The 12,453-nt window shown below is 64.8% G+C and carries 11 protein-coding genes; 8 read left to right on the forward strand and 3 right to left on the reverse strand.

Annotated elements, in window-relative coordinates; translation table 11 throughout:
- Positions 1–18: 18 nt before the first annotated feature.
- Together JQ587_RS20595 and serA are read right to left on the reverse strand one after the other, a co-directional pair.
- A complete protein-coding gene (locus tag JQ587_RS20595) occupies positions 19–1,689 on the reverse strand; it encodes a tannase/feruloyl esterase family alpha/beta hydrolase (RefSeq protein WP_212426443.1) in 1,671 nt (556 codons plus the stop codon).
- 77 nt (positions 1,690–1,766) lie between these two features.
- On the reverse strand, positions 1,767–3,011 hold the full coding sequence (gene serA, locus JQ587_RS20600; protein WP_212298603.1) for a phosphoglycerate dehydrogenase: 1,245 nt from the start codon (positions 3,009–3,011) through the stop codon (positions 1,767–1,769).
- Between the two features lie 138 nt (positions 3,012–3,149).
- On the opposite strand from serA, the gene JQ587_RS20605 reads away from it, so the two are divergent.
- From JQ587_RS20605 to JQ587_RS20615, 3 genes are all read left to right on the forward strand, one after another.
- Positions 3,150–3,737: a D-glycero-alpha-D-manno-heptose-1,7-bisphosphate 7-phosphatase gene (locus tag JQ587_RS20605; protein ID WP_212426444.1), complete on the forward strand. Its 588-nt coding sequence runs from the start codon at positions 3,150–3,152 to the stop codon at positions 3,735–3,737.
- Between the two features lie 95 nt (positions 3,738–3,832).
- Entirely contained in the window at positions 3,833–4,984 is a 1,152-nt protein-coding gene (locus tag JQ587_RS20610; RefSeq protein ID WP_212426445.1) for an FAD-dependent oxidoreductase, read from the forward strand.
- The gene (locus JQ587_RS20615; RefSeq protein ID WP_212426446.1) at positions 4,985–6,193 is read left to right on the forward strand and encodes a class I SAM-dependent methyltransferase; all 1,209 of its coding nucleotides are present in this window, start codon (positions 4,985–4,987) and stop codon (positions 6,191–6,193) included.
- 6 nt (positions 6,194–6,199) lie between these two features.
- On the opposite strand, the gene JQ587_RS20620 is transcribed toward JQ587_RS20615, so the two are convergent.
- The gene (locus JQ587_RS20620; protein ID WP_212426447.1) at positions 6,200–6,982 is read right to left on the reverse strand and encodes a TylF/MycF/NovP-related O-methyltransferase; all 783 of its coding nucleotides are present in this window, start codon (positions 6,980–6,982) and stop codon (positions 6,200–6,202) included.
- Between the two features lie 278 nt (positions 6,983–7,260).
- Between JQ587_RS20620 and JQ587_RS36720 the strand changes: the two genes are divergently transcribed.
- From JQ587_RS36720 to JQ587_RS20645, 5 genes are all read left to right on the forward strand, one after another.
- Positions 7,261–7,944 carry an SIS domain-containing protein gene (locus JQ587_RS36720; RefSeq protein WP_349629518.1) on the forward strand — a complete coding sequence of 228 codons (684 nt, stop codon included), beginning with the start codon at positions 7,261–7,263 and terminating at the stop codon, positions 7,942–7,944.
- 162 nt (positions 7,945–8,106) lie between these two features.
- Positions 8,107–8,877, forward strand: coding sequence for a transaldolase (locus JQ587_RS20630; protein WP_212426449.1), 771 nt, complete (start codon positions 8,107–8,109; stop codon positions 8,875–8,877).
- Between the two features lie 15 nt (positions 8,878–8,892).
- The gene (locus JQ587_RS20635) at positions 8,893–9,885 is read left to right on the forward strand and encodes an NAD-dependent epimerase/dehydratase family protein (RefSeq protein WP_212426450.1); all 993 of its coding nucleotides are present in this window, start codon (positions 8,893–8,895) and stop codon (positions 9,883–9,885) included.
- Positions 9,882–10,892 (forward strand): NAD-dependent epimerase/dehydratase family protein, encoded by a 1,011-nt coding sequence (locus JQ587_RS20640; protein WP_212426451.1) that lies wholly within the window; start codon positions 9,882–9,884, stop codon positions 10,890–10,892. Before JQ587_RS20635 ends, JQ587_RS20640 begins: the two co-directional genes overlap by 4 nt.
- Positions 10,889–12,448, forward strand: coding sequence for a PfkB family carbohydrate kinase (locus JQ587_RS20645; RefSeq protein WP_212426452.1), 1,560 nt, complete (start codon positions 10,889–10,891; stop codon positions 12,446–12,448). The genes JQ587_RS20640 and JQ587_RS20645 overlap by 4 nt, the downstream gene beginning before the upstream one ends.
- Positions 12,449–12,453: the final 5 nt, after the last annotated feature.

The following is a 12,453-nucleotide window of genomic DNA, read 5'->3' on the forward strand; positions in this document are numbered from 1 at the left end:
TTTACGCGGGCTCACCTGTTACGGCGCGCAGGCAAAGCTCGACGCCTGCGTCACCGGGCCCGACTTGTAATGCGGCCAGGCCGGCCAGCGGCACAGCGGCATCGCACGCAACACCGAAAATGACGGTGCTTCGACCTTCTGCTCGGTGACTTCGAGGTCACCGGGCGCGGTTCCCTTCTCGACCCAGTCGACCAGCACGCTCAGCATATCGACATTGGCAGGCGCGCCGGAGCCGACATGGTCGACGCCGGGGGCGGTGTAGAGCCGCGCGAATTCCGCCGTCTCGGCCTTGCCGAGCTTGCGCTCGACGCTCTCGAAATAGCGGATGCCAGCATACGGATTTTGCGCATAATCGGCCATGTGCTCGAGCATGATCAGCCGGCCGCCGCGAGCGCGGAAGCGGCTGAGATCGGGATCGGTCGAATCCATCAGGCTCGAGACCTCGAGCAGCCGCGCCTTGTGCTCCTCCACCTTGTAGGTGGTGACGTCGAGATTGGGATCGCGCGCGAACACATATCGAATTCCGCCCGCCCCATAGATCCAGGCGATGCCGTTGTTGGGCGCAGGCGGCTGCACCGGCGGCGCCGCACCAAGCCACCATGCCATCCAGCCGCCGGTCGGCCCGGCCGCCGGCGTATCCTCGCCCGAGACGCCCCAGCCCGGATAATCGTCGAGCCCGTTGGCGAGCGCGAACGGGAATTTGTAGGTGGCGTGCAGTGTGTCGACCGCCTTGATCTGAGCGTCGGTGAGGCACTGATCGCCACTCTTGCCGTCGACACAACGCAATGTCTCGACCTTGAACGCAGCCTTGCAGCCCACGGGGTCCTGCACCAGCGCATCGTCGGATCCGTCCGCCTTGTCGCAGGCCGCCCGTACGGCGTCGCCCACGAGCCTGACCTGCGCCGGATTGATCCAGCCCTCGCCCATGGTGACGAGGCCGGAGCGGGTACCGGCATGCTGCAAGCCGACCCAATTGATGACGGGCACGCGGGCAAAGATCCCATCGAAATCGTCGGGATAGCGCTGCGCCATGGTCAGGGCCTCGCGGCCGCCTTCGGACGAGCCCATGAAGTACATCTTGTCCGGCTTCTTGCCGTAGGCGCGCTGCATCAGTGCGACTGCGGTGTCGCGCACCTTCTTGTAGGCGCGGTGGGCGAAATTCTCGAACGCCTCGTCATTCAAGGCGAACAGTTGCGGCGGCTCGCCCGGCTTGGACTCATGGCCGGAATCGGTGCCGTAGGTGACGAAGCCGCGCGCGAGCGGCGACGGCTTGTCGAAGGGATAGGCCGGCGGCAGCGCCAGTCCGGTGATCAGCACGCCATTGAAGCCGCCGCCGCCATATTGCACCGAGCGCCCGTTCCATTCGACCGGCAGATTGACTTGGAACTTGACCGGGGGCGCCTTGGGATCGACCGGCTCGATCTGGCCGAGCACCTTGCAGAAGACGGGGTTGGCCGGCGTGATGCGCCCCGACGGCGTCGGTCCGCGCTCGGCGACCGCGAGCTGAGACGCGGTCTGCAACGTCGCGGCGTCGATCTTGACGGCGTCGGCGCTGCCGACGAGGCCCTTGCAGACGGTGTCCGCATCCTCCGCCAGTGTCGCCGCAAACGCGCCGGTCGCACCCAGCGCAGTCGCCGTCCCCACGAGCCATGCGCAAAGCTTCGCGCTCGATAGCGTCATCGTTTCCATCCCGGGATTTTCTGTTGTAGTTCAATCCGTCAGCAGACCGCATTCAATGCGACCTTCTGCCGGCCGTCAACAGAGCGCTAGTGCTCGAACACCAGCCGCGCGCCGATGGTGCCTTCGAGCCCGCGGATCTGCGCCAGCAGCGCGCCTGAATCCTGGCCGCCGAGATCGGCGTCGAGCACGACGTAGCCGAGGTCACCGGCGGTCTCCAGATATTGCGCGGCAATGTTGATATCGCGCTGGAGGAAGACCTCGTTCAACCGGCGCAGCATGCCCGGCACGTTGCGATGGACGTGGCTGAAGCGCACGCCGGAGGGGCGCAAATGCAGCTGCACCTCCGGGAAATTCACTGCGCCCATGGTCGATCCCGTGATGAAATAGTCGACCAGCTTGCGCGCCACCTCGCCGCCGATGCGCTCCTGCGCCTCTTCGGTCGAGCCGCCGACATGCGGCGTGAGGATGACGTTGCCGAGGCCCTGCACCGGGCTCTTGAAGCGCTCCGAGTTCGAGGAGGGCTCGACGGGAAAGACGTCGATCGCGGCGCCGGCAATGTGGCCGTCGCGCAGTGCGCCTGCGAGCGCATCGAGATCGACGACCGTGCCGCGGCTGTTGTTGATCAGGAACGAGCCCGGCTTCATCGCCCGCAGCTCCTTCTCGCCGATCATGCCTGATGTCTCCGGCGTTTCCGGCACGTGCAGGCTGACCACGTCACTCTGCACCAGCAGCTCTTCCAGCTTCTCGACCGGCTCGGTGTTGCCGTGGCGGAGCTTGTCGGTGCGATCGTAGTAGATCACCCGCATGCCCATGGCTTCGGCCAATGTCGAGAGCTGCGAGCCGATATTGCCGTAGCCGATGATGCCGAGGGTGCGGCCCCGCACCTCGCGGCTGCCGGCCGCGGACTTGTCCCAGCCGCCCCCATGGGCCGATACCGAGCGCGGAAAGATCTGCCGCAGCAGCATCACGATCTCGCCGATCACGAGCTCGGCGACGCTGCGCGTGTTGGAGAACGGCGCGTTGAACACGGGAATGCCGCGCTTGCGCGCCGCGAGCAGATCGACCTGGTTGGTGCCAACGCTGAAACAGCCGACTGCGAGCAGCCCGTCGGTGGCCGCCAACACCTCGTCGGTGATCTGGGTACGGGAGCGGATGCCGAGCAGCGAGACGCCCTTGAGCGCCTGGCGCAGCGCCTCGCCGTCCAACGCCTTGGTCAGGCGCTCGACATTGGTGAAACCCGCGCTCCTGAACAGATCCACAGCGCTGTCGTTGACACCTTCAAGCAGCAGCGCCTTAGCGCTCCGCTCAGGGCTTTGGCCTGGGGCTGGCATAGTATCTCCATGAATGGCGGCTTTGGCGCAGCACATAGACCGCGGACGACGCACAGCACAATAGGCATGAAACCCGGATTTCGCTTTCACTCCATCCGGGCGCCGCACTACAAGCATACCGAACCCACTGGAACACCCATGCGCCCAGCCATCTTCTTCGACTGCGACGGCGTGCTGAACGAGGAGCCCGGCGGCCATGGTGTGCTGGGGCCGGACGACATCCGGCTGATCCCGGGCGCAGGCACGGCCGTGCGGGCCGCGCGAGAGGGCGGTTACCTCGCGATCATCGTCACCAACCGCGCCCAGGTGGCAAAGGGCTTTGTCACACTCGCCGGCCTGGAGACGATTTTTGCGCGGCTTCGCGCTTTGCTGGCCGAAGACGGTGGCATCGTGGATGCCATCTATTTCTGCCCGCATCATCCGGAGCGGGGAACGCCGGGCGGCGCGACGGATTTCCAGATCACCTGCGATTGCCGCAAGCCCGGAACACTGCTCCTGCGGAGGGCCGTTGACGATTTCGGCATCGATGTCAGCCGCTCCATGCTGATCGGCGACAGCCTGCGCGACATCGGTGCCGGGCACGCGATGGGGTTGAAGAGCTATGGCGTGCGGACCGGCTTTGCCTGCCGCGACGTCGAGCGCTATCCGGATCGCACGTTGCCGGCGCCCGACCGGATGTTTTCAGACGTCGGCGAGGCCGTCGCCTTCTGCGTGGCGCATCCTTAGGGAATACCGGACAAGCCGGCCGGCCCGATTGACGCGGTCCGGCCGTTCGCCGATACCGGCATGATCTCGATTCGCGTGGGGACTGGACCGGACCGATGAAGACAGCTCTGGTGATCGGCGGCGGCATTGCCGGCTGCGCGGCGACGCATCAGCTCATGAAGCTGGGTGGATGGGATGTCACGATCGTGGAAGCCGCGCCGTTTCTCGGCGCCGGCGTGCGTACCTTCTGGTATGGCGGCCATCCCTACACCTTCGGCCCGCGCCACTTCCTGACTCAGAACCGCGCCGTGTACGACTACATGGACGCGATCGTTCCCTTGCGCTCCTGTGCCGACCACCAGTTCATCACCTATGTCGAGCGCGACAACGCCTTCTACAATTATCCGATCCACGAGGACGACATCGCGCGGATGCCGGACAGCGCCAAGATCGCCACGGAGCGCCAGTCGGCGCTCGGCGTCGCGGAAGCCAAGAATCTCGAGGAATATTGGGTCGGCTCGGTCGGCCAGACGCTCTATGACAAGCTGATCGACAAGTACAACAAGAAGATGTGGCTGGTCGACGACAACAAGCGCATCGACACGTTCAACTGGTCGCCGAAGGGCGTCACCATCAAGAGCGGCTCGCGTGCGGCGTGGGACACCGCATGGTCGGCCTACCCGCATGCAGAGGACGGTTACAACCGCTATTTCGACGTCGCGACCGAAGGCGCGCGCGTGCTGCTGTCGACCCGCATCGAGCGCTACGATCTGCCGGCCCGCGCGGTCTGGTTCGGCGGCGAGAAGCATAGCTACGACGTCATCATCTCGACCATCTCACCGGACGAGCCGTTCGGCCGTTGCCATGGCGAACTCGCCTTCATCGGCCGCGACTTCCACAAGATCGTGCTGCCGACCGAGCACGTCTTCCCCGAGCACGTCTACTTCCTCTATTACGCCAACGACGAGGCGTTCACACGGCTCGTCGAGTACAAGAAGTTCACGCACCACAACTCGCCGACGAGCCTCGTCGGCATGGAGATCCCCTCGCACAACGGCAAGCACTACCCGCTGCCGTTCAAGTCCGAGCAGGAACTTGCGCGCAAATATTACGCGCTGATGCCCGACCACGTCTATTCGATCGGCCGCGCCGGCAGCTATCGCTACGGCCTCGACATCGACGACTGCCTCGAGCAGGCGATGGTGATGGCGCGCCAGATCGCCGAAGGCGGCCGCGACCATCCGGTGCCGATCGAGGCCTGGCGCTAGATGAGTACGCCCGCCGCCACGCCGCATCGCTGCGTCGTCTGCGGATCGGGCGACGCGGCGACGATATGGTCGGTGGCGCGCGCACCGACGCATGCGGTGCGTCCGGCCGGCATGGATGCCGCAAGCGGCTTCGGCCAACTCGACATCGCCGCCTGCAGCCATTGCGGACATCTCTCCAACCGCGCCTTCGACACTGACGCGGCCGACGAGCTCTATGGCGCGCTGGTATTGACCAACGAGCCCGTGAGCCCCGGCATGATTGCCGCTGTGGACGAGACCGCGGGGCTGATCATGCGGCACCTGAAGCAGGCTCCCGCCGTGCTCGAGGTCGGTGGCGGGGGCGGCGCGCTGTCGCTGGCGCTGGCGCGCCGATCAGCGCGCGTCGATCTGGTCGAACCCAGCCGCGCGCTCGGGCCGGAGCGCTTTGCCGGCACCGGCGTAACGCTGCACCGCGCGATGTTCCCGGTCACCGCGCTGGCCGGACGCCGATTTGATGCTGTCGTGTGCCGACAGGTCATCGAGCATGTGCCGGAGCCTGCGCCATTCCTGGCCGCGCTTCGCGGGAGCCTTGCGGATGACGGCATCGCCTATCTCGAACTGCCGAGCGCCGACGACATCCTGCGCCGGCATTCGATCGTCGATTTCCATTATCCGCACGTGCACTACTATCGCCGCGCCAAGATGGAGCTGCTGCTTGCGCGCGCCGGCTTTGCAATTGCTGAGGTCTTCGACATCAAGCAGGGGCACGACATGGGCTTCTTGCTGCGTGCGGCGAAGCCGCTCGTACACGAGGCCCAGGCATCTTCCGATGTTTCGCCCTCGAAATTTGCAGCGGCCTTGGCCGAACGGCGCGCGCGGGGAGCGCAGCGCCTCGCCGCTATCGACGGTCCGATCGCGCTTTACGGCGCCAATGCCTACGCGCAGGCGCTGCTCGGCCTCTATCAGGAGACCACGCCGTTCGCCGCCATGTTCGACGACACCGCCTCCTATGCAGGACGCTGCGTTTACGGCCCGGCCGGCGAGATCACGATCGAGCCGCCGCGTAGCGAACGCCTTGCCGGCATGGCGGCCGTCGTCATCCCGGCCTATTTGCATGATGCCGAGATCGCGCGCAAAATCGCGGCGATGGGATTTCGCGGACCCGTCTACACGCTCCGCGCACATGGCGTGAACACACCCGGCCCCATCGCCAGCCTGTTCGATCCGTAGAGCAGATCAGATCAGATCCGATTCGGTGTCTGACGCGATATAGGACCGCCCCCACCAGCCGATGTCGAGATGGCGCACGAAGCGCCAGCGTGAGCGCTGACGGTATTCGACGAAGGCTTTTGCCAGGCCGCGGCCGGGATTACCGCGGTTCCCGACGAAGAGATCGTCGATATAGAGCACCGACCCGGCCTGAAGCAGCGGCTCGATGAAATCGAACACGGGGACGGCGGATTCATAGAGATCGCAGTCGATGTTCGCGAGTGCGATTCTGCGCCCGCTGCTTTCGAACTGCTGTTTCAGCGCGGACGTGAGCGAATCGCCATAGAGACCCTTCACCGTGCGCACCTTGTCCGTGTAGATGCCGTGCTCGCCGATCAAGCGCAGAAACTCCTGTTCCGAGGTGGCGAGCGCGCCTTGCGTCCATTTGCCGACGCTGGTCTCGGTCTCCGGCGCAGGCAGGCCGGCAAAGCTGTCGAACGCCCAGAACGCCATGTCGTCGAGGTTCTTGCGCCGCGCCTCCGTCAGCGCCATGCGGAAGGTACGCGCACGGTGGCAGCCAAATTCGTGATAATCGCCGGCGATCTCGTTCTCCTTCACGAAGTCGAAGACCTGGCGGAAGAATCTCAGCTTCTCGCTCTGCCGGTTCTGCTGGTTGTAGCGGATCTCGTCTTCCGCCGACCAACTCGCGAGTGCGGCGCCATCGGCGATTTCGACCCAGGGCTCACGGTTGAGCGGCCTGATCCCGGTCGCGGACTCCGGGGGGACGTCGTCGGCACGATCGCTGCTCATGGCGCTTCACCGGCTGGAGATGTGTTTCGTGTTCCACGCCGCCGGTATCTGGCCGCGGGATGGAATCAGCGCGTGATAGCTTAAGCGAGCCGTCGATCAAGGCCAGCGGCCGTTCGCAGCCCTCTTCGCGCCCTGCGGGAGCCATCCAGGCATACGACCTGTTGATAACTATCTCCGGCCTATCGTCGGCAGCCCCGAATCGACTCAGAACACGACATGGATCAGCAATACGCGGACACAGTAAGACTACGGTGGCGCGGGTTGCAGCGGTTTTGAACGTGCGTCGGGATTCGCAGCGGGATAACCAGATCAGCGGCGATTCGCCGGCTGGCCCGCACGCCAGGCTCGACGAAGCGCAAACGAGCCCGGTTGCGAAGGTGGAACACGTCGCCGAATATTTGCGAGAGGTCTGCGACATCGCGCAGGCCTTGCCGCCAGGCGAGATCGAGGCGCTCTGCGGCGAGCTCGTGGCCTTGCGGGAGCGGGGCGGCCGGCTGTTCATTCTCGGCGTCGGCGGCAGTGCCGCGAATGCGAGCCACGCCGTCAACGACTTCCGCAAGCTGTGCGGCATCGAGGCATACGCTCCGACCGACAACGTCTCGGAACTCTCCGCCCGCATCAATGACGAGGGTTGGCCGAGCGTGTTTGTGGAATGGCTGAAGGTCAGCCGTATCGGATCGCGCGACGCCATCCTGGTTCTCTCGGTCGGTGGCGGCAATCTCGAGCGCAATGTCAGCCCCAACATCGTCGCGGCGGTGAAGGAGGCAAAGGCGAAAGGCGCACGCGTGCTCGGTATCGTCGGCCGCGACGGTGGCTATGCGAAACAGGCCGGCGACGTCGTCGTCGTGATTCCCACTGCGTCAGAGCAGCGTGTCACGCCGCATGCCGAAGCGTTCCAGGCCGTGGTTTGGCATTGCCTAGTCTCGCATCCGAAGTTGCAGCGCAACGCCACCAAATGGTGAAGCGCTGGCTTGGTGACTCCTGGAGAGGTAATGTTGTGTCGTGCGTGAGTCGTCTTGTTTGCGCGGAATGCGTCCGGCGCAAACGCAGATTGGTGTGATTTGGCCACGCTGGGCCTCGGGCGATGGATCCAGCGGGCGACAGGCTGAAGGGGCTTACGCAACATGAATGCACCGAGCATCGAGGCGCTCAACATCAAGATCTTCGGTGACGGCGCGGATCTCGCAACGATCCAGCGCACGTCGCTCGATCCGCGGATCAAGGGTTTCACCACCAACCCGTCGCTGATGCGCGCGGCAGGCGTCGGCGACTATCGCACCTTCGGCTGCGCGGCGCTGCAGATGGTGCGCGACCGGCCGATCTGTTTCGAGGTGCTGGGCGACGACCTCGCCACCATCACCCATGAAGCCCGCGAGATCGCTTCGTGGGGGCAGAATGTTTACGTGAAGCTCCCGGTGACGACCACCCGCGGCGAGTTCTGCGGCCCTGCGATAGCGGAACTGGCGCGCGAGGGCGTGAAGGTCAACGTCACTGCCATTCTTACACTAAGCCAAGTGGAGCGCGTCCGTGACGTCCTCGACGCCAACACGCCGGCCATTGTTTCGGTCTTCGCCGGGCGCATCGCAGACACCGGTCGCGATCCTGTCGCGATGATGTCGGCGGCGCTGGACATCCTGGCTGATCGTCCGGCCGCGCAACTGCTCTGGGCCAGCCCGCGCGAGCTGCTCAACCTGTTCCAGGCCGACGCCATCGGCTGCCACATCATCACGCTCTCCGCCGACCTGCTGAAGAAATTCGATCTGGTCGGCAAGGATCTCGACGTCTACTCGCGCGAGACCGTCGCCATGTTCCGGAATGACGCGCTGGCGGCAGGCTACGAGCTGTCACCGCGCAAGCCGGCCCGCAAGCGCGTGGTCGGCCGTATCGATCGTTAACGACACCGGATTGCAATGCTCAAGAACGTCCTCGTCACCGGCGGCGCCGGATATGTCGGCCATGTCCTGGCCCCCCGCCTGCTCGCCGACGGCTACAACGTCACCGTCTACGATCTCCTGTTCTTCGGTTCGCGGCTGCCGAACCATCCGAACTTGCGCGTCGAGCAGGGTGACGTCCGCGACACCGCCAAGCTCGCCACGCATCTCAAAGGCCAGGATGCGGTGCTGCATCTCGCCTGCATCTCCAACGATGCAAGCTTCGAACTCGACGAGAACCTCTCCAAGACCATCAACTATGACTGTTTCGAGCCGATGGTGGTCGCGGCGCGCAAGGCGGGCGTGAAGCGTTTCGTCTATTGCTCGACGAGCTCCGTTTACGGTGTCAGCGACGCGCCTGACGTCACTGAAGAGCATCCTCTGGTGCCGCTGACGCTCTACAACAAGTTCAAGGGCATGTGCGAGCCGCTGCTGTGGAAGCACAAGACCGACGACTTCACCTGCGTGACGGTGCGTCCCGCGACGATCTGCGGCTACAGCCCGCGCACGCGGCTCGACCTCTCCGTCAACATCCTCACCAACCACGCCGTGAACAACGGCCTCATCACCGTGTTCGGCGGCAAACAGATGCGGCCCAACCTCCATATCGAGGACATGGTCGACGCCTACCGGCTGATGCTGACCGCGCCACACGACAAGATCCACGGCGAGACCTTCAATATCGGCTTCGAGAACCACTCGATCGCCGATCTCGCCACCATGGTGAAATCCGTGGTGGAGGCGAACGGCCGCCGCGACATCGGCATCGTCACCACGCCTTCGGACGACAACCGCTCATATCACGTCAATTCCGACAAGATTCGCCGCGTGCTCGGCTACGCTCCTGCGCGGACGATCGAGGACGCGATGCGCGACCTTACTCGCGCCTTCGTCAACCATCTGCTGCCGAACAGCTTTGACAACGACTGGTATTACAACGTCCGCACCATGAAGAAGCTCGGGGCCAGATGAGTGCGCGTCCGACCGCGCTGGTGACAGGTGGCGCCGGCTTCATCGGCAGCCACATGGTCGAGCTGTTGCTGGCGCGGGGCTACCGGGTGCGCGTGATCGACAATCTCGTCGGCGGCCGCGAGGCCAATCTCGCCGCGCATGCCAACAATAGCGATCTCACCTTCGAACGCGGCGACATTCGCGATGTGCAGCCAGGCGGCACGCTGTTCCGCGACGTCACCCGCGTGTTCCACTTCGCAGGCATCGGCGACATCGTACCCTCGATCGAATCCCCGCTCGACTACATGTCGGTGAACGTGCAGGGCACCGCGCAGGTGCTGGAATGCGCCCGTCAGGCCGACGTGCATAAGCTCGTCTATGCGGCGTCGTCCTCCTGCTACGGATTGGCCGCAACGCCGACCCGCGAGGACCACCCGATCTCGCCGCAATATCCCTACGCGCTGAGCAAGTATCAGGGTGAGCAGGCCGTGCTGCACTGGCATGCCGTGTACAAGCTCCCGGTCAACGTCATCCGCATCTTCAACGCCTATGGCACGCGCTCGCGCACCTCGGGCGCCTATGGCGCGGTGTTCGGCGTGTTCCTGCGGCAGAAGCTCGCCGGCAAACCTTTCACGGTCGTCGGCGACGGGACCCAGAGACGCGATTTCGTCTATGCCAGCGACGTCGCCGATGCGTTCCTCCGTGCCGGCGAGACCGAGCTCACGGGCGAACTCTGGAACCTCGGCGCCGGCAATCCGCAATCGGTCAACCGTTTGGTGGCCCTGCTCGGCGGGCCCGTGATCCACATTCCGAAACGGCCGGGCGAACCGGACTGCACCTTTGCCGACATCGCAAAGATCCGTCGCGAGCTCGGCTGGGAACCGAAAGTCAGCTTCGAGGAAGGCGTCCGCCGCATCCTCGCCGAGATCGACTATTGGCGCGATGCGCCGCTGTGGAACCCCGACTCCATTGCCGCAGCGACCTCGGCATGGTTCAACGCGCTTGCGACCAAGGGAACGCCGGCATGATGGACGATGCGACGCATCGGATGGTGAGCCACAAGCTGAAGAGCGCGGCCGAGATCGCCGCGATGATCGGCCGCCGTCCGCGCGTCCGCAAGGTCATCATGTGCCACGGCACGTTCGACGTCGTGCATCCCGGCCATGTCCGCCATCTGCTCTACGCCAAGAGCAAAGGCGACATTTTGATCGCTAGCCTCACGGCGGATGCACATATCCTGAAGGCGAACTTCCGGCCCTTCGTGCCGCAAGAGCTACGCGCCTTCAACCTCGCCGCACTCGAGGCGGTCGATTACGTGATGCTCGACCCGAAGCCGACGCCGATCGACAACATCCGCCTGATCGAGCCCGACATCTTCGCCAAGGGCTACGAATACACCGCGGCTGGGCTGCATCCGCGCACTGCCGAGGAGAAGGAAGCGGTCGAAGCCTATGGCGGCGAGCTGATCTTCACGCCCGGCGATATCGTGTTCTCGTCCTCGCACATCATCGAGACGTCGCCGCCTTCGATCGCGACCGAGAAGCTCCTCACCCTGCTCTATGCCGAGCACCTCGATTTCGACAGCCTGCGCGGCGTGCTCGACCGGTTTCACGATCTGCGCGTTCACGTCATCGGCGACACCATCGTCGACACCTATACGCGCTGCGCCGTGATCGGCGGCGGCACCAAGACGCCGACCATGAGCGTGCGCTTCGAGGAGAAGCAGGATTTCGTCGGCGGCGCGGGCATCGTCGCGAAACATCTCGCCAGTGCGGGCACACAGGTGACTTTCTCCACTGTGCTCGGTGAAGATGCCACTGCGGAATTCGTCAAGCAGGACCTCGGCGCCACCGACATCGATTTCCACGCGGTGATTGATCCGAACCGACCGACGACCAACAAGGATGTCATCGTCGCCGCGGGCCACCATCTGCTCAAGGTCGACCGCGTCGACAACCGGCCGATCCCCGAGCGCATTCGCCGCACGCTGATCGATCGCATCGCGTCGGTACCGGCCGACATCGTCGTATTCACGGATTTCCGCCACGGCATCTTCAATCGCGAGACCATTCCGCATCTGGTCAAGGCGATCCCGAAGACCGCCTTCCGCGTTGCCGATTCGCAGGTCGCCAGCCGCTGGGGCAACATCCTCGAATTCCAGGGTTTTGATCTGATCACGCCGAACGAGCGCGAGGCGCGCTTCGCGCTCGGGGACCAGGACTCGGTGGTGCGCCCCCTTGGCACCGAGCTGTACCGCCAGGCGCATTGCAAGACGCTGCTGCTCAAGCTCGGTCCGCGCGGCCTGATGGCTTTCCGCGGCGAGCCGAAGAGCGACGAGGACGTCCGTTCGTTCTTCGCCGTCGACAGCTTTGCCGACAACGTCGTCGATGCCGTCGGCTCCGGCGACGCCCTGCTCGCCTATGCTGCACCGGCGATGTATCTTACTGGCAATGCCGTGATCGCCGCCGTGCTCGGCTCGCTCTCCGCTGCGGTCGCCTGCGAGCACCAGGGCAACGTGCCGACCGCCCCGAACGACATCCTCGACAAGATCGACCGTCTCGAGCGGCAGGCGCAGTACCGCTGAGGCCG

The organism is Bradyrhizobium manausense, assembly GCF_018130615.1.
GTDB classification, from domain to species: domain Bacteria; phylum Pseudomonadota; class Alphaproteobacteria; order Rhizobiales; family Xanthobacteraceae; genus Bradyrhizobium; species Bradyrhizobium manausense_A.